The sequence below is a fragment of the Ereboglobus sp. PH5-5 genome (assembly GCF_029504805.1).
GTDB lineage: Bacteria > Verrucomicrobiota > Verrucomicrobiia > Opitutales > Opitutaceae > Ereboglobus.
The window spans coordinates 31,408-47,926 of record NZ_JAQFIT010000008.1; the positions used below are offsets into that span (position 1 = coordinate 31,408).

Genomic DNA, 16,519 nt, shown 5'->3' on the forward strand with positions numbered 1-16,519 from the left:
CGACTGAAAAAACCAAAACGGCAGCCCTGAGCAGGGCTGCCGTTTTGGTTTTAATATGTATTTCGATCAAACTTTCGAACCACACTCAGTGTTTCAGGTTGGCGCAAAACGCGGCCAGGCGCTCAACGCCTTTCTTGATCATCTCGTCGCTCGTCGCGTAGCTGAGGCGCAGGTAACCCTCCGCGCCGAACGCGCTGCCGAACACCGCCGCGACCTTTTGCTGCTCGAGCAGTTTTTCGCAGAATTCAGCCGAGGAAAGGCCGAACTTGCTGATGTTCGGGAAAAGATAAAACGCTCCTTGCGCAAGCAGGCACGAAATGCCGGGGATTTTGTTTATCTCGGCGTGCAGGTATTTGCGACGGCGATCAAATGCCGCCATCATCGCCTCAACGGCCGCCTTCGTTTTTTCCTTTTCGGTGAGCGCCGCAAGCGCGCCGTATTGGGCGAAGGTCGTGGCGTTCGAGCTTGTCTGGCTTTGGATTTCCGCAACGGCCTTGGCGATCGGCGCGGGCGCGACAAGCGTGCCAAGGCGCCAGCCCGTCATTGAGTAGGTTTTTGAAAATCCGGACACCGTGATCGTGCGCGCAGCGGCTTCCGCCGAGAAGGTCGCGGGCGACACATGCTTGGCGCCGTCGTAGATGAGATGCTCGTAGATTTCGTCGGACATCACGTAGAGGTTGTGCTTGAGGGCGACGGCCATGATCGCCTCCATCTCGGCGCGCGTGTAAACGGCTCCGGTCGGATTCGAGGGGGAGTTGATGATGATGAGTTTTGTCCTCGGCGTGATGGCCGCCTCGACTTGCGCGGCGGTCAGGCGGAACCCGGTCGTGTCGTCGGCAAGCACGATCTTGGGCGTCGCGCCGGCGAGCTTGATCATTTCGGGATAGCTCACCCAATACGGCGCGGGGAGGATCACCTCATCGCCGGGCGAGCACACGGCCATGATCGCAAGGTAGCAGGAAAATTTGCCGCCGGGCGAAACAACAACCTGCGCGGGCGTGAAGTTGAGGCCGGCGCGCGCGGCGTAGTCCGCGGCAATGGCCTCGCGAAGCGGCAGGATGCCGGGCGTGGGCGCGTATTTGGTTTTGCCGGACTTGAGCGCGGCGATGCACGCCTCCTTGATGTGCTCGGGCGTGTCAAAGTCGGGTTCGCCCGCGGCGAAACCGCAAACATCTTCGCCCGCGGCAATCATCGCCTTGGCTTTTGCGTCAACGGCGAGCGTCGGGGACGGCGCTATGTTCTGGGCCCATGTTGAGAGAGGACGTGTCGGTGTGCTCATGTGAAGTTGGTTTTGCTTGTGGAAAACGACAATCGGGGCGGACTTAAAGAGCCCGCCGCCAAAAGAGCAAGCGCGCTGTTGCCCAAGGATAATTGTCGGATGCGCAAAAGGGATTTTTACGCGCCCCGCCGTCATGGCTTTAAAACACGGTTAAAACCGCCCCGGCGCCATCGGCGGCATTGCACCCTTTTTGCCGGCATGCCATGCTCACCGGACAAATTTTATTATCACACAATGTCCGATCACGCACACTCCATCCATTCCGGTCGCGCGCTGCTGGTGATTTGCACCGCGGCGTTCCTGGCGCCGTTCATGGGGTCGGCGCTCAACCTCGCGCTGCCGGAGATCAGCGCGTCGCTTTCGCTCGATGCCGTCGAGCTTACCTGGCTCACAATCGCCTACCTGATTCCCACCGCGATTTTTCAGGTTCCCGCTGCGCGCATGGGCGACTTGCTCGGGCGCAAGCGCGTGTTCGTTTGGGGCGTGCTCGGGTTTTCGCTGTTCACTTTCGCATCGGGGTTTGCCCCGTCGGGAACGGTGTTGATCGCGCTCCGGTTTCTCGCCGGGATGTGCTGCGCGATGATGTTCGGCAACAACATCGCCATCCTCACCTCGGTGTTTCCGCCGCATGAGCGCGGCAAGGTGCTCGGCATCAACACGGCCATGGTCTATTCGTCGCTCGCGGCGGGTCCGTTTGTCGGCGGGCTGCTCACGCATTATTTCGGGTGGCAAAGCATTTTCTTTGTGAGCGGGGCGGTCAGTTTCGCGGTGCATATATTTGCGCGCGTCCATTTGAAGGGGGAATGGACGGTGGCGAAGGGCGAGCGGTTCGATTACGCGGGCAGCGTGCTGTATGGAATCGGCATCATGGGGTTGATCTGCGGCTTCACGCGGCTGTCGTCCATCGACGGTTTTGTGTGGCTGTCAATCGGCGGCGCGGCGCTATTTGCGTTTGTGTATTATGAGCGGCGCTGCGACGCGCCGTTGATCAACTTAAAACTGTTCAGCGAGAACCGCGTCTTCGCGTTTTCCTCGCTCGCCACGCTCATCAATTACGCGGCCACGTCGGCAATCGCGTTCATGCTGAGTTTATATTTGCAATATATAAAGGGAATGGACGCGCGGCACGCCGGTTTGATATTGATATCGCAAGCGTGCGTGATGGCCGTGTTCGCGCTTGTCTCAGGGCGATTGTCCGACCGTTTTTCGGCATCGCGCCTTGCCACGTTTGGCATGGCGGTAATCGTCGCCGGCCTTGTGATCATGCTGTTTTTGTCGCCGACAACACCCATCGGGGTCATCATCGGCAGTCTGTTTTTGCTCGGCCTCGGGTTCGGCCTGTTTTCCTCGCCAAACACAAACGTTATCATGGGCTCGGTGGACAAGAAACACTACGGCCAAGCCTCCGCCACAACCGGCACGATGCGCCTGACCGGCCAGGCCTTCAGCATGGGCATCGCGGGAATGGTGATCGCGCTAAAAATCGGCAATCGTCAAATCACACCGGAGATTTTCCCCCAGTTCATGCAAAGCCTGCGCATCACATTCATAATATTCGTGGTGCTGTGTGTGATCGGCATCTACGCCTCGTCGGTGAGGACGAAGAAATAGGAGGATCATCGTCGATCAAGTTTCATCCGCGCGAAGGCCTTGTATGAATTTCCCCAGTGATATTGCGGTCGTTTTGGCGTCCAGCGGATAGGTTTCCCCTCCTGAATAAATGACCCATTGCCGTGTGGCCTTTATGTCTGCGCAACCTATGTGGAATCCTTTGCTCACGGTTGGCGTGAGGCCTTTTTTGATCTCCACTGCCCAGCGGCGGCGCTTGGGCAACTCCATAACAAGGTCAATTTCCGCGCCCGCCGAGGTTCGGTAAAAATAACAATGCGCGCCCTCGGGCATGGCCGCGATTATGTTTTCGATCACATGCCCCTCCCAAGAGGCTCCGGCGACTGGATGTCCGAGCAAGTCGTCCTCGGTGTCAATACCAAGCAGGCAATGAAGCAGGCCGGTGTCGCGAAAATAGATTTTCGGTGATTTCACCAGGCGTTTGCCGGCGTTTTGATGCCACGGTTCGAGACGGCGGACGAGCAGGAGATCGACGAACAAATCCAGATACGAGGCGACAGTCTTGCCATCAACCCCGAGCGACTGGGCTATGGTGGCGGCGTTGTGCAGTCCGCCATGCCGGTGCGCGAGCATCGTCCAGAAGCGGCGCAATGTTTCCGCGGGAATGCGCGGGCCAAGCTGAGGGATGTCTCGTTCGAGGTAAGTGCGAATAAAGTCCCGCCGCCACGACATGCTGGCTGCGTCGGTTTTGGCCGTGAAACTTTCGGGGAAACCTCCGCGCACCCAGAGCGCGGAGGCATGTTTTTGGCCGACCTCCTCAAGCGTGAGCGGGCTAAGTTCAATGTAACTGATGCGCCCGGCGAGGGATTCGCTGGATTGTCGCAGAAGGTCGAGCGACGCGGAACCGAGCAGCAGAAATCGTCCGTTCTTTTTCTGACGCCGAATGCGGTCAATACTGCCACGCAGGGTTTGAAAGAGCCCGGGTTTGCGCTGGATTTCATCGAGAATCACGCAGTCGTCCTCGTGCTTCGAGAGATAGAGTTCCGGGTCGCTGAGTTTCGCCAAGTCGCTTTCGGATTCGAGGTCGAGATAAACCGAGGAAGGCATGGAGTCGGCCACGGTGATCGCGAGGGTCGTCTTGCCGACTTGCCGAGGTCCAAGCAATGCGACTGCCGAACGTTCGGACAGGCGTGCTTTCAACAATGGAAGGATCTGGCGGGCAATCATACTACCTTGCATTTATGGAGTTATATTCCAGAAATGCAAGGATGATTACATGCCGATAAAGAGCGCCAAATTGACCAATCCCGCACCAATCTAGCAATTAATTCGCCTCAACCGACGGTATCCACGCCTCGTCGGTGGAAAACGAAAAAATAGTCGCTCACCCTTTCCTTTTCCCGCGCATCTCAGCCTGAATCGACGCGCGCATTTCGCGCCAGCGGGCGAGCCGCTCGGCGATTCGCGCCTCCGAGCCCGCCGTCTTCGGCGTGAACAGCGACATCGGTTTTTCCAGATAGGCCTGTCCCGAAATATTCTCCGGGTAATCGTGCGCATACATGTAGTCCCTGCCCTGCCCCATGCGTTTGTTCGCCTGGCCGCTGCTTGAACGGCAGGACTCCGGCACTCGCTGCACCACGCCGCTCGCGATCTGCGCCTTCGCCGCGTGCAGGCCGAGCGTGATCGAGTTGCTCTTGCACGCGCACGCGATGTAAACTGTCGCGTGCGCCAGCGCGTATTCGCACTCCGGAAGGCCGACAAAATCGCACGCATGATGCGCCGCCACCGCCAGCGGCAACGCCAGCGGATCGGCCAGTCCCACGTCCTCCGACGCCAGAATCACCAAGCGGCGCGCGATAAATCGCGGGTCTTCGCCGCCCGCCAGCATTTTGGCCAGCCAGTAAAGCGCCGCGTCCGGATCGCTGCCGCGGCAGCTTTTGATAAAAACCGAAATTGTGTCGTAATGCTCGTCCTCGTCGGCGTCATAGCGCACGCGCCGCTCGCGCGCGAACGCCTCCAGTTCCTCCGGCGTGATCTCGCGTTTCGCACCGCCCTCAGCCGGCGGCATGCTCAGCACGATCACCTCGAGCGAATTGAGCGCGCGCCGCAAATCGCCGTCGCACAGCACCGCCAAGTCCGACAGCACCGCATCGCTCGCGGTCACGCCATGCGAGCCAAGGCCGCGCTCGGAATCGGCCAGCGCGCGCTTCAGCACACCCGCCACCGACGAGGCCGAGAGCGGCTCCAGCCGGAACAAATGACTGCGGCTCAGCAGCGGCGGATTCACATAAAATCCCGGATTGTGCGTCGTCGCGCCGATGAGCCGGATGTAGCCTTCCTCGACATCCGGCAGCAGCAAATCCTGCTGCGATTTGTTGAAACGGTGCAGCTCGTCAATGAACAACAGCGTCGGCGAGTCCGGCTGCGATCGCGCCTCCGCCAAAATCTCGCGCAGCTCCGCCACGTTGGACATCACCGCGTTGATACGCACGAACCGGCTCTTCGTCTCGCGCGCGATCACCTCCGCGAAACTCGTTTTTCCGCAACCCGGCGGCCCGTAGAAAATCAGGCTGCCAAAACGGTTGCTCGCAATCAAACGCGGCAGCAGCGCGCCCTTCGCCGTCAAATGCTCCTGCCCGACGATTTCGTCCAGCGCGCGCGGCCGCATCCGCGCCGCCAGCGGTTGCGCCGCCGAGGGTTTTTGCGGCATCGCGCTCAAAGCGCGCGCGCCGCGCGCCTTGCCCTTCGGTGCGAAACTCCCGCCAAAAAGATCAGCCTGTTCATCAAGTGCCATGTTGCCGCGACCAAACCAAATCCCCGAGCCCTCGGCAAGCACGGGAACGGCCCGTCGCCCGCCCGGCTTTTGCCCGGCGGGCTTAAAAAATCCATAAACTGAATTAAAAAACACCCTAAAATGAAATTTCACCTCGCCCTGCACCCCATCATTTGAGAGCGCTTTTGTGTGCGCAGAAGCACACAAACCCACAACCCGGCAAAACCCTTCGCAAACATGAAAACAAAAAACACATTTCTGTTGCTCATCGCTGCTCCTTTGCTCGCCGTCGCCCTTCTCATTTCCGGCTGCGGCAAGAAAGAAGCCGACCTCACCGTGCTCCGCGTGGGTTACTTTCCCAATATTACCCACGCCCAGGGCGTCATCGGCCGCGCCTCGACCGACGACGGCAAAGGCTGGTTCGAGCAACGCCTCGGCCCCGGCGTCAAGGTCCACTGGTATGCCTACAACGCCGGGCCCACCGCGATGGAGGCCATGATCGCCGGCTCCATCGACATGACCTACGTCGGCCCCAACCCCGCCCTCAACGCCTACATGCGTTCGCGCGGCGATGAAATCCGCGTCATCGCGGGCGCGGCCTACGGCGGTGCCGCGCTCCTCGTGCGCCCCGCCGCAAACATCAAGACGCCAGCCGACTTTCGCGGCAAAAAAATTGCCACACCCCAGTTCGCCAACACGCAGGACATCGCCGCGCGCGTCTGGCTCAAATCGCACGGCTTCAACGTCACGCAAACCGGCGGCGACGTCTCCATCCTCCCCGCCGCCAATCCCGACCAGCTTCTGCTCTTTCAGCAAGGCAAGATCGACGCCGTCTGGACCATCGAACCCTGGGTCTCGCGCATCGAACGCGAGGCAGGCGGCAAACCCTTCATCGAGCAAACCGACGCCATCACCACCATCCTCGTCGCCAGCAGCGGCGCGTTGAGGGACAAGCGCGCGCTCGTGGAAAAATTCCTCCAGGGACACCGCGAACTCACCGCGTGGATCAACGAGCACTCCGCCGAGGCGCAAGCCCTCGTCCAGCGCGGCATCACCAACACCGTGAAGCGCGAAATCCCGCTCGAACTCGTGCAAGCCTCCTGGAAACGCCTCCATTTTACAACCGATGTGAAACTCGCCCCATTCGAGGAACTCGTCACCCAAACCCGCGAGCTCGGGTTTATCAAGGACGACACCCAACTCGACCGCTTCATCGACACAAGCATATCCAAATAATTTTGGATTGCGCGCCGCCGAGCGACACCGAGATTGAAGCCGGAGCGGCAGCTCCCAATCGAAAATCCCCTATCCTAAATCCAAAATTTCAATGGGCATTCAACAGGAACTCGAAAACGAAGCGCCGTCGAAACTTTCAGTGCGCAACATTTCGAAGATTTTTCATTCGAAACACCAAATCGTGCGCGCGCTCGACGGTGTCTCGCTCGAAATCAACGAAGGCGAATTCGTGTGCCTCGTCGGCCCCAGCGGCTGCGGAAAAAGCACGCTCCTGAACATCATCGCCGGCCTCGACCAGGCCGACGAGGGCTCCGTGCTCTCGGACGGCCAGCGCATCTCCGGCCCGGGGCGCGACCGCATGGTCATGTTTCAAGAGCACGCGCTCTTTCCCTGGCTCGACGTGCTCGACAACGTCATGTTCGGCCTCCGCCTCAAGCCCAACCTCAAGACCAACGAACGCCGCGAAGTCGCCAAGTATTACCTGCACCTAGTCGGTCTCGACAACTTTCTGCACGCCAACATCCACGAACTCTCCGGCGGCATGAAGCAGCGCGTCGCCCTCGCCCGCGCCCTCGCGCCCAACCCCAAGGTCCTTCTCATGGACGAACCCTTCGGCGCGCTCGACGCCCTCACACGCGAACAACTCTACCGTGACATCCAGCGCATCTGGGCGCAGCGAAAAAAAACCATCGTCTTCGTCACCCACAACGTCCGCGAAGCCGTCTGCCTCGGCGACCGCGTCGTGCTCTTCTCCCCGCACCCTGGGCGCATCCGGCATGAGTATCCCATCACCCTCCCCCGTCCGCGCGACATCAACAGCGTTTCACTCGCCGAAAAATCCGGCGAGATTCTCCAAGCCCTGAAAGGCTACCTCAACGACAGCGTGGTCACCGCCGCCAACAGCCGCACACCCTTCAACACAGACGGAGCCGCCGAATGAAAACCCGCATTATCTCCGCCATCGCATTTTTCCTTCTCCTGCTCGTCGCATGGGAGGCCGCCTCGCTCCTCGGATGGGTCAACCGCATCCTCATCCCCGCGCCCAGCGATGTGCTCCGCTATCTCTACGGCGCGGTCCTCGATGGCTCGCTCGCCTCCGCCGCGCTCGTCACCGTCAAGCGACTCATCCTCGGCTACCTCTGCGGCATCGTCATCGGGTTGCCCCTCGGCCTTGTCACCGCCCGCTTCAAACTTTTTCAGGACACCATCGGACTGCTCGCCCTCGGCCTGCAAACCCTGCCAAGCGTTTGCTGGGTGCCGCTCGCGATCATCTGGTTCGGGCAAACCGAGTCCGCCATGTTTTTTGTCGTGGTCATGGGCACGCTCTGGTCGGTGATCATAGCGACCGAGACGGGCGTGCGCACCATCCCGCCCATCTACGCCCGCGCCGCGCGCACCATGGGCTCGCGCGGCATTCACACCTGGGTGAACGTCATGCTCCCCGCCTCGCTGCCCTTTATCGTGAGCGGCATGAAACAAGGCTGGGCCTTTGCATGGCGCTCGCTCATGGCAGCCGAAATCTATGTGACAATCCTCACCGGTTTTGGCCTCGGCCACCTGCTGCACTACGGACGCGAGCTCAACGCGATGGAGCAAGTCATCGGTGTCATGTTTGTGATTGTTGTGATCGGCCTGCTCGCCGACAAAGTCCTCTTCTCGCCGTGGGAGCGCTTCCTCCACCGCCGCTGGGGCACGCAAGGCAGCCGCTGATGCGGCGCGCGCGGCGAGGTTTACGGTTTACAGCTTGCGGTTTACAGTTACCCAAACAGTAACATCCGCAATCCGGCGCGGAAGCGCCCAACCGTAAACCGCAAACCCACCCGCACCCTTCCAATCGTGCCCGCCTCAACTGACGCATCCACGCCCGTTTCCCTCATCATCACGATGTCCGCCATCTGCATCGCGGGATTGTTTCTGCTGTGGCATTGGGAACTGGGTCCCACCGCGCGCAAGACCGTGCAATACTCGCGCGTCCGGCACATCGCCGCCTCGTGGCCCTATTTCGCGGCAATGTGCATCCTCGTGGTTTTCGCCGCCTTTTTCGCGCAAAGCCTCTTCGTGCAATGCTGCAAGTGGATTCATTCCGACTTTTCCCTTAAAAACGGCTTCAACCAGATGCTCTCGCAAGGGGCGTTCGACATTGGCGCAATCGCCGCGGTGCTCTACGCCCGGCGCTTTCTTCTGGTCATGGAACGCCTGCCCCGCCTCGCAATCCTCGCGCACGCGCAACCCAAGCCAGCCAAGCCAATCCCGCTGCTCCAGGCCATTCTCGTTGGCATCGGGGTTTTCTGCATCGCGCGCACGGTTTTCATTCCGGTTGCGTTCGCCTGGGACTGGTTGCTCGACCGCGCCGGTGCCGAGGCCGCAAGCCAGGATCTCGTCCAAATTTTCATCAACGAAACTTCGCCCGCCCGCATTGCCGCGCTTGCTTTCATAGCCGTGGTCATCGCGCCTGTCACCGAGGAGGCGATTTTTCGCGGGGGGCTTTTTGGCTACATCCGCACCCGCACCCAGCGCCTGATCGCGCTCATCATCCCCTCGTTTGTTTTCGCGCTGGTGCATTTTAACCTGCGCGTGTTTCCGCTCCTCTTCATTTTCGGCGTCATCCTTTCGGTTTCCTACGAGCGCACCGGACGCCTCACGGTTCCAATCATCGCGCACGCACTGCTAAACCTCAGCACAATCCTCACCATTCTCCTCGGCCTTGCAAACTAGCCTCCAATCCCCGCGCCCTCCGACGCCCGCGCCAGCCAACACACATGCACCCGTTTAGCAGCAAACCCGGCGAAACCGTTTCCGCGCTCGGCGAGGAAAAACTCATCGCATCCATCCGCCGCTGGCTCGGCCCCGTCTCGCCGCCCGCGCCGCTCGGCATCGGCGACGATTGCGCCGTTCTCGCGCCCTCGAAACGCGCCCAAGCCGTCACCGTCGACCCCGTCATTTACGGGCGCCATTTCGACGACGCCGTGCCGCCGCGCGCGGTCGGGGCAAAGCTCCTCAAGCGCAACCTCAGCGACCTCGCCGCAATGGGCGCCGCGCCCGTCGCCGCCGTGCTCGCAATCACGCTCGATCCGGGCGTGCGCATCGCATGGCTCGAACAATTCTACCGCGGACTCGCCTCCTGCGCGCGCGCATACCGGCTTCGCGTCATCGGCGGCGACATCGCGCAAAACACCGGCGCGCTTGCCGCCAGTCTCACGCTCATCGGGCGTGCCACGACGCCCCGCATGCTCCTGCGCACCGGGGCGCGCGCGGGCGATCACATCTACACCACCGGCACGCTTGGCGGAAGCCTTCTGGGAAAACACTATCGTTTCACGCCGCGTCTCGCCGAGGGCGCGTGGCTCGCCGCTCGCGCCGAAGTCCGCTCAATGATGGACATCAGCGACGGCATCGCAAAAGACCTTCACTCGCTCACGCCCGCCGGGGCGCGGGCGGAGATCGACGCCACGGCCATTCCGATCAGCGCCGCCGCGAAAAAAATGGCGCGCGGCGACAACCGCCCTCCCCTCGCCCACGCGCTTTGCGACGGCGAGGACTACGAGATCCTCTTCACCGTCGCCTCAAAAACAAACTTCCCCGCCTTCGAGAAAAAATGGCGCGCGCGTTTTCCGAAAACCCCGCTCGCTCGCATCGGCAGATTTGTCCCGTTGCACGCGCCGCGCGCCCCCGGTGCCATCGACCTAGCCGCCCATCACGGCTACGAACACCTCGCAATCGCCCGCTGATGTTTGTGAGGTTCACGATTTACAGTTCACCGTTTACAGTTATCCAAGCCATCAAAGTTCCAACCGGCGCGCCCGCGCCCAACTGAAAACCGCAAACCGTAATCCGCTAACTCCGCCTCCGGCTTCTCCCGTGTCCGATCTTCTCCAACAACTCCGCGCCGGCCTCACCACGCATTCCGCAGAGGAAACACGCTCGCTCGCCGAACGCCTCGCGCACGTGCTTCCGCGCAACGCCACGCTCGCGCTGCATGGCGATCTCGGCGCGGGCAAAACAACCTTCGTTCAGGGTCTTGCGCACGGTCTCGGCATCCAAAGCTCAATCACAAGCCCCACGTTCACCATCTTCACAATCCACCGCGGCCCGATTGCCAGCCTCGTTCACCTCGACGCCTACCGCCTCGAAAACGACCGCCAAATCGACTCGCTCATGCTGGAGGATTTTCTGATCACGCCCTACATCCTCGCCGTTGAGTGGCCTGAAAAAATCGCCTCATGGCTTCCCGAAACCGCCTGGCATTTCAGCCTCGGAATCACCCCCGAACAAAATCACTTCGTGCGTCTGGACAAATCCGCGGCGTAGCCACAGGCAAAAACGAAGAAGCCGTTTCGCTGACGGGCAAATGTCCGCCTCCACACTGCGCGCGGCCACATTTTCAAACGATTGACCTCAATCATATTTTAAAAACAATCGCGCCTCATAAATTTGAATCCTCATGCGCGTCCCCCTGCATATTGTTGAAGCTCGTCGCGAGCGGCTTCGCACCCTTATCCGGCACGACGGCTTTCTGCCCATCGCCGACATTTGCGCGCGGCTGAGCATTTCCGAGGCCACCGCGCGCCGCGACCTCGCTGCAATCGAGGCGGAGGGACACATCACGCGCACTTACGGCGGCGCGCTGGCCGATTACAACATCTCCTTCGCATCGATCGGCGAACGCGCCAAGCGCGCCCGTTCGGCCAAGGCGCTCATTGCGCGCGCCGCAATCAAACGCGCGCCACTCCACGGCACGATCTTCCTCGACGCGGGCACGACGGTGCTCGCGCTTGCGCGGCTGCTCGCGCGGCGTCCGGGGCAGCAGCTCACCGTCGTCACCAACAGCCTCGCCATCGCCTCGGTGATCGGCGGCGCGCCCGGCATCACGCTGCATTTGCTCGGAGGCGTTTTCCTGCACCGCCAGGCGTCGCTTTTCAACAAGCACGCGCCGGACGCGCTGGCGGATTGGAAATTCGACGCCGCTTTTCTGGGCGGCGAGGCGATGAACCCGAAGGGGGTTTTTAATTCGCATCCCGAACTCGTGCAGTTGCAGCGCGCGGTGCTCGACCATGCGGCGAAAAATGTTTTTTGCATCGACGCCACCAAGCTCGCCCGCGACACGCCGCACCACGTCATCGCGTGGGACAAAGTCGGCTGCCTCGTCACGAACACAACGCCGGCGCAACTCGCCGAGGCCGGAATCGAGCTGGACAAAAGCCGGATTGTTCCCGCGTAAACCGCGCGCGGTGATTTCGCAGCGACGGAACCCTCCTGACGTTTTTTAGTCAATCAAGCGCCAGCAACGTTTTCACGCGACGGCCAATCGCCTCGGAAGGCTCGATCACACGCGCACGCCCGGCGGCAAGCTCGGTGATCAGTTCCTTGATCCAGTGATAATGCGTGCAACCAAGCACGATCACGTCGGCGCCCTGCTCGCACACACCCTCGATCGTTTTCTGAATGTGCGAGCGGTTCATCAGATTGTTTTCGATCAGGCACGCCCACTCACCGCAATCCGGCTCGATGATGCGCAACCCGGCCCCGTAATCGCGCACGAGCCGTTTGTAACGCGCGCTGGCCAGCGTCGCCGACGTTGCGCAAACTGCGACGATTTTGCCGCGCGTCAACGCGGCCGCCGTTTTCACCATTGGTTCGATGCCGATGAATTTTTGCGCGGGATATTTTTCGCGAAGCGCGTCGATTGCGAGCGCGGTGGCGGTGTTGCACGCAAGAATGATCACATCGCATTTGCTCGCGAGCAGCGACTGGATCGCCGCGTCTGTCAGGCATAGCACGGCTTCGGGTGATTTGCCGCCGTAGGGCACATTGGCGCGGTCGTTGACAACGAGAACCTCCGCCCCGGGAAAAGTTTTTCGCAATGCGTCGGCCACTGCTTCGCCGCCGATGCCGCTGTCAAATACGCCTAGTTTCATGCTCGAAGACAGGATGGACAGGATCGGCAGGATTCAATCCGAAAAAACAGGCGCGCCCCGGCATGCGTCCCGAAAAACGCGCGGGCATTAATATTTGTCGCACAGCGCCGTTTACCACATGGATTATTCTACTCCCCACCATGAAAACCTTTTGCTATCTGATTCTATTATTCTCAACCGCAATGATCGCCACGCCTTTTTTGCACGCCTCCGCGCCAAATCCAACAAAGGAAGAGTTAGAGAAGCGGATCAAGGAACGCAGAGGCCCTGAAACCTTTGCCGAAATCGAGGAGCTTTTCGCCGAGCTTCCGTCGTTCTTCCATAATTACAGCGAAAAAGCGAAAGAGCAGTCCGAGGTTTCATTCGATTCCAAAGGTTACATGAAACTCGCCTCGGCGCTGCAAAAACAAAGGGAGGAACATGCGGTGCCCATGTTGCGCAAACTCGCCAAGCGCCCCGACGGGAGCAAAGTCGCCGCGCTCTGCCGCATGCTTTTTGTCGCCCGCAAGGACGGCGTATTTCGCGCGCCCATGTGGGGCGCGCCCGACAGCCTGCCGCGCCCCGATGGCAAGAAATGGCCGCTCGAACCCATTGCAATCATGCAGGGCGTGCCCGTCCTCGTCACCCGAGGCCATGCGCTTGCCGGAAAAGTTGAATCCGCCGAAAGCTACATCGAATACTGCGTGGCGGAATGTGACTGGCGCACGCAACAGTTTTACACCGCAAAGCAAAGAGTGATCGAATTGGCCATCGCCAAGATCCTGATCGACATCTCGCCGGAAGGCCCGTGGATCAACCAAGATTGGATCAATTTCGTGCAAACTCAAGTTCGCCACGCCTCGCACCGCGCGGATACTCCAACAATATGGCAGGATTCTTCACGCAAGATTCCGCCTGAGAAAAACCCTGCCCTCCCCGGCGATTTCAGTTCACGTCGTGCCGCGCTGCGGAAAGCACTTTGCGCCTCATTCAATATCAACTCCATTCCCCCTGAGCGCGAGGCAGATTTCTGCGAAATTCTCACCGTCTATTTGCACAAGGAGCGATATCTTTATAATTCCATAACCAATATTTCCTTTTCCTCGCCAACCAAGGCCTACCTTAATTTTTTCGACAACGACTCTCGCCATGGTGGCGGCGCCTCCCTCACGAAAATGATAGGCCAATGGAGCGCCGAGTTTTTCTATATCGAGTAACCGCAAAATTTTGCCCGAACATGCACCGCTGCTGCGACAAAATCACGCCAACTTTAGAAAAAAAAGCGCGGGCATTAACATTTGATACACACCACCGTTGATTCCATGAATTGTAACTACCCTCGATGAACACCTTCTGTTACCTGATGCTGACACTTGCGATCACAATGATCGCCACGCCTTTTTTGCATGCCTCCGCGACAAATCAAAACAAGGAAGAGCTTGCGAAGCGAATGAAGGAAAGCAGCGGTCCCAAAACCTTTGCCGAAATCGAGGAGCTTTTCGCCGAGCTTCCGCCGTTATTCCACAATTACAGCGAAAAAACGAAAGAGCAGTCCGAGGTTTCATTCGATCCCAAAGGCTACATGAAACTCGCCGTCGCACTGCAAAAACAAGGAGAGGAACATGCTGTGTCCGTTTTGCGCAAACTCGCCAAGCGGTCCGATGGCAGCAAAGTAGTCGCGCTCTGCCGCATGCTTTTTGTCGCCCGCAAGGACGGCGCATTCCGTGCTCCCATGTGGGGCGCGCCCGACAGCCTGCCGCGAGAAGATGGCAAACCGTGGCCGCTCGAACCCATCGCAATCATAAATGACATTCCGTTTCTTGTCACAATGGGTTACGACATTGCCGGAAAACCAGAATCGGCGAGCGACTATGTGGAATACTGCATCGCCGAATGCGAATGGAACAAACGGAATTATCTCGCGCTTCAAATTTATAAGATGAGGAGAAACGCCCCCACTGTTGACATGGAAATCAAGGCCGCATGCGCCAAGCTCCTCATACTAAACGTCCCCCAGGAAAAATGGGGCGAAAAGGAATGGGCTCGACGTTGGGCGCCGTTCATGCGGGCCCAAACTAAAAACTGGAATCGTTCCCTCAAAATAAAACCAGCGGATTTCCGCGCGCGCAAAAACACACTCCGATACCTGCTGGATGACCGGTTCGATTTGTCATCCGTGCCGAAAGAACGCGAAGACGATTTTTACGAGATAATCGAAGCTTTCATTCAAGGCCAGCATCACCGGCGAGATGAGTTCATTTATAAAATTCAGTTTACTTCACCGGATGCAGCCGAACTTCAGTTTTCCGATAGTGGCATGCACGGCGGTGGCGTGGCCTCTACCAGAAAGGAAAACGGCAAATGGGTCATTGGGCTAACCCTTTATTTGCAATAAAGCCCTCCCTCACCCCTTCCCCTGCCGTCTGTAGTGCTCGCGGTATTCGCGCGGGGATTTGCCGGTGCGCGCGGCGAACATGCGCATGAATGACGACAGCGACGAGTAGCCGCTGCCTCGCGACACGGCTTCGAGCGGCATCTCCGTTTGCCGCAGCAACCGCCTCGCGTTTTGCAGGCGCAGCTCGACAAAAAAATCGTGCACGGTTTGCCCGAGGTCGGCGTTGAACGCGCGTTCGAGCGTGCGTCGCGACATGCCCACCGCCTCCGCAACCTCGTCGGTGCCGATCAGCCTGTGGCTTTCCGCGCGGATGAAATCGACCGCCTTCAACACCGCGGGGCGCGCGGGCGGGAGTCGGTCCGTCGAGGCGCGGCTGACAACCTCCAGCGGCGCGACGCGCTGCCAGCGTTTTTCCTGCGCCAGCGTTTTTCCCGACAACAAGTGCTCGAGCGTTTCCGCCGCGGCGCGTCCGATTCGGCGCGTCGGCAGGGCCACGCTGGTGAGGCGCGGCAGGGTCAGTTCGCAAATCAATTCGTCGTCGCCGATCCCGATCACGCCGACTTCGTCCGGCACGCGGATTCCCGCCCAGCGACACGCGGCGAGCACGCGCTCGCCCATCTTGTCGTCAAAGGCGAGCACGCCCACGGGTTTTGGCAGCGAGCGCAGCCAGCGCATCAGTTTTTCAATGTCCATCTGGCCGTCGCGACGCTGGTCCTCAAACGTGTGCCCGGCCGGACCCGAGAGCGCCATGAGGTGTTTCGCGCGCGTCGACGACGGGCTGCTGCCCGCGAGTCCGCAGTATCCAAAAAACTCGAATCCCACCGCGCGGAGATGCTCGACCGCCACGCGCACGAGCGCCTCGTCGTCCACGAACACGGCCGCGTCGTCCAGCGGCAGGTGGCGCGCGCTTGTCTCCACGCAAACAACGTTCTTGTTTTTCACCGCCTCCTGCAACTCGCGCGAGCGGTCGTAAAAGATCGCGCCGTCCAGCGAAATGCCCGCGAGTTTCGCGATCTCGTCCGCGTTGTCCTGCCGGATCAGGTAGAGACGCCAGTTTCGCTCGAGCGCGTATTGGTAGCAACCGAGCAGGCGTTCGCGCCCCGGGCCGTCGCGGGTGTCGATGCACACGGCGACATGCAGCGGATCGCCGGGCTTGCGGCGTGCGCGGGGCTTGTTGCGGTTGCGAGGCATGCGTCGAGAAGAAGCGTTCCGCCAGTGCCGGTCAATAGACCTCTTCGTGAAATCATCGGCTTGGGGAGCGCGCGCGTCCCGCGTGCTGGTTTGGGCGTCCCGCCCGAACCCTCGCCCATGCGCGGCGGGACGCCGCACAAGACACGCGGGACGCGTGTGCTCCCCGGAAAGAATTCGTCTCC

15 protein-coding genes are annotated in these 16,519 nt (G+C 60.2%); 10 read left to right on the forward strand and 5 right to left on the reverse strand.

All coding sequences use genetic code 11. From position 1 onward, the window contains the following. Positions 1-85: 85 nt before the first annotated feature. Positions 86-1,279: a pyridoxal phosphate-dependent aminotransferase gene (locus M2103_RS06610; protein ID WP_277509539.1), complete on the reverse strand. Its 1,194-nt coding sequence runs from the start codon at positions 1,277-1,279 to the stop codon at positions 86-88. Positions 1,280-1,513: 234 nt separating this feature from the next. On the opposite strand from M2103_RS06610, the gene M2103_RS06615 reads away from it, so the two are divergent. Next, positions 1,514-2,890 (forward strand): MFS transporter, encoded by a 1,377-nt coding sequence (locus M2103_RS06615; RefSeq protein WP_277509540.1) that lies wholly within the window; start codon positions 1,514-1,516, stop codon positions 2,888-2,890. Positions 2,891-2,905: 15 nt separating this feature from the next. On the opposite strand, the gene M2103_RS06620 is transcribed toward M2103_RS06615, so the two are convergent. Further along, positions 2,906-4,075 carry an ATP-binding protein gene (locus M2103_RS06620; protein ID WP_345783546.1) on the reverse strand — a complete coding sequence of 390 codons (1,170 nt, stop codon included), beginning with the start codon at positions 4,073-4,075 and terminating at the stop codon, positions 2,906-2,908. Between the two features lie 157 nt (positions 4,076-4,232). Further along, entirely contained in the window at positions 4,233-5,684 is a 1,452-nt protein-coding gene (locus M2103_RS06625) for a replication-associated recombination protein A (protein ID WP_277509542.1), read from the reverse strand. 174 nt (positions 5,685-5,858) lie between these two features. Here M2103_RS06625 and M2103_RS06630 point away from each other — a divergent pair, with 174 nt between their 5' ends. From M2103_RS06630 to M2103_RS06660, 7 genes are all read left to right on the forward strand, one after another. Beyond that, positions 5,859-6,857 (forward strand): ABC transporter substrate-binding protein, encoded by a 999-nt coding sequence (locus M2103_RS06630; RefSeq protein WP_277509543.1) that lies wholly within the window; start codon positions 5,859-5,861, stop codon positions 6,855-6,857. 91 nt (positions 6,858-6,948) lie between these two features. After that, positions 6,949-7,797, forward strand: coding sequence for an ABC transporter ATP-binding protein (locus M2103_RS06635; protein WP_277509544.1), 849 nt, complete (start codon positions 6,949-6,951; stop codon positions 7,795-7,797). Next, the gene (locus M2103_RS06640; RefSeq protein WP_277509545.1) at positions 7,794-8,567 is read left to right on the forward strand and encodes an ABC transporter permease; all 774 of its coding nucleotides are present in this window, start codon (positions 7,794-7,796) and stop codon (positions 8,565-8,567) included. The genes M2103_RS06635 and M2103_RS06640 overlap by 4 nt, the downstream gene beginning before the upstream one ends. A 126-nt stretch (positions 8,568-8,693) precedes the next feature. Next, on the forward strand, positions 8,694-9,572 hold the full coding sequence (locus tag M2103_RS06645) for a type II CAAX endopeptidase family protein (RefSeq protein WP_277509546.1): 879 nt from the start codon (positions 8,694-8,696) through the stop codon (positions 9,570-9,572). Positions 9,573-9,616: 44 nt separating this feature from the next. Further along, positions 9,617-10,585: a thiamine-phosphate kinase gene (gene thiL, locus M2103_RS06650; RefSeq protein ID WP_277509547.1), complete on the forward strand. Its 969-nt coding sequence runs from the start codon at positions 9,617-9,619 to the stop codon at positions 10,583-10,585. A 130-nt stretch (positions 10,586-10,715) separates the two neighbouring features. After that, entirely contained in the window at positions 10,716-11,165 is a 450-nt protein-coding gene (gene tsaE, locus M2103_RS06655) for a tRNA (adenosine(37)-N6)-threonylcarbamoyltransferase complex ATPase subunit type 1 TsaE (protein WP_277509548.1), read from the forward strand. Positions 11,166-11,298: 133 nt separating this feature from the next. Next, entirely contained in the window at positions 11,299-12,075 is a 777-nt protein-coding gene (locus tag M2103_RS06660; RefSeq protein ID WP_108826264.1) for a DeoR/GlpR family DNA-binding transcription regulator, read from the forward strand. 49 nt (positions 12,076-12,124) lie between these two features. Here M2103_RS06660 and M2103_RS06665 read toward each other — a convergent pair whose 3' ends face one another. Next, positions 12,125-12,772 (reverse strand): aspartate/glutamate racemase family protein, encoded by a 648-nt coding sequence (locus M2103_RS06665; protein WP_277509549.1) that lies wholly within the window; start codon positions 12,770-12,772, stop codon positions 12,125-12,127. A gap of 182 nt (positions 12,773-12,954) precedes the next feature. On the opposite strand from M2103_RS06665, the gene M2103_RS06670 reads away from it, so the two are divergent. Then, positions 12,955-13,968: a hypothetical protein gene (locus tag M2103_RS06670; protein ID WP_277509550.1), complete on the forward strand. Its 1,014-nt coding sequence runs from the start codon at positions 12,955-12,957 to the stop codon at positions 13,966-13,968. Between the two features lie 365 nt (positions 13,969-14,333). Next, complete coding sequence (locus tag M2103_RS06675; protein ID WP_277509551.1) at positions 14,334-15,146, forward strand: hypothetical protein; 813 nt, start codon at positions 14,334-14,336, stop codon at positions 15,144-15,146. A 9-nt stretch (positions 15,147-15,155) separates the two neighbouring features. Here M2103_RS06675 and M2103_RS06680 read toward each other — a convergent pair whose 3' ends face one another. Then, positions 15,156-16,337: a DNA-binding transcriptional regulator gene (locus tag M2103_RS06680; protein ID WP_277509552.1), complete on the reverse strand. Its 1,182-nt coding sequence runs from the start codon at positions 16,335-16,337 to the stop codon at positions 15,156-15,158. Positions 16,338-16,519 lie beyond the last annotated feature (182 nt).

Excerpts from the sequence above, each read along its gene's own strand:
- M2103_RS06610 (WP_277509539.1), bottom strand. The coding sequence starts at position 1,279 with ATGAGCACACCGACACGTCCTCTCTCAACATGGGCCCAGAACATAGCG.
- M2103_RS06615 (WP_277509540.1), top strand. The coding sequence starts at position 1,514 with ATGTCCGATCACGCACACTCCATCCATTCCGGTCGCGCGCTGCTGGTG.
- M2103_RS06620 (WP_345783546.1), bottom strand. The coding sequence starts at position 4,075 with ATGATTGCCCGCCAGATCCTTCCATTGTTGAAAGCACGCCTGTCCGAA.
- M2103_RS06630 (WP_277509543.1), top strand. The coding sequence starts at position 5,859 with ATGAAAACAAAAAACACATTTCTGTTGCTCATCGCTGCTCCTTTGCTC.
- M2103_RS06635 (WP_277509544.1), top strand. The coding sequence starts at position 6,949 with ATGGGCATTCAACAGGAACTCGAAAACGAAGCGCCGTCGAAACTTTCA.
- M2103_RS06640 (WP_277509545.1), top strand. The coding sequence starts at position 7,794 with ATGAAAACCCGCATTATCTCCGCCATCGCATTTTTCCTTCTCCTGCTC.
- thiL (WP_277509547.1), top strand. The coding sequence starts at position 9,617 with ATGCACCCGTTTAGCAGCAAACCCGGCGAAACCGTTTCCGCGCTCGGC.
- M2103_RS06660 (WP_108826264.1), top strand. The coding sequence starts at position 11,299 with ATGCGCGTCCCCCTGCATATTGTTGAAGCTCGTCGCGAGCGGCTTCGC.
- M2103_RS06665 (WP_277509549.1), bottom strand. The coding sequence starts at position 12,772 with ATGAAACTAGGCGTATTTGACAGCGGCATCGGCGGCGAAGCAGTGGCC.
- M2103_RS06670 (WP_277509550.1), top strand. The coding sequence starts at position 12,955 with ATGATCGCCACGCCTTTTTTGCACGCCTCCGCGCCAAATCCAACAAAG.
- M2103_RS06675 (WP_277509551.1), top strand. The coding sequence starts at position 14,334 with ATGAAACTCGCCGTCGCACTGCAAAAACAAGGAGAGGAACATGCTGTG.
- M2103_RS06680 (WP_277509552.1), bottom strand. The coding sequence starts at position 16,337 with ATGCCTCGCAACCGCAACAAGCCCCGCGCACGCCGCAAGCCCGGCGAT.